1 protein-coding gene is annotated in these 284 nt (G+C 45.4%); it reads left to right on the plus strand.

Annotated elements, in window-relative coordinates; translation table 11 throughout:
• A partial coding sequence (locus AB4512_RS23605; protein WP_372175946.1) for a hypothetical protein occupies positions 1-284 on the plus strand: 284 nt, incomplete at both ends.

Below are 284 nucleotides of genomic sequence, written 5' to 3' on the forward strand. Positions count from 1 at the left end.
CGGCGACTTTAAGGTTCTCGATAAGCTGTATGTGGATTCACAGTCGGGGCAAAGGCTTCCTTTGTCTCAGTTTGTATCAATCAAACAAGTGACATCGGAATCTAACTTTAAGACGTTCATGGGTAAAGACAGCGCTGAAATTACCGCAGATTTGATGCCCGGATACACGGCGAGTGATGTGAAAGCCTACATTGATGATACGGTTCCAAGCTTATTGAAACCGGCGCAGAGCTACGAATTCAATGGAATTGTAAAAGACTTAGTTGATTCAACCGCGGGCGCAC

Source organism: Vibrio sp. 10N.222.52.B7 (assembly GCF_041474275.1).
In the GTDB taxonomy this organism is placed as follows: domain Bacteria; phylum Pseudomonadota; class Gammaproteobacteria; order Enterobacterales; family Vibrionaceae; genus Vibrio; species Vibrio crassostreae_C.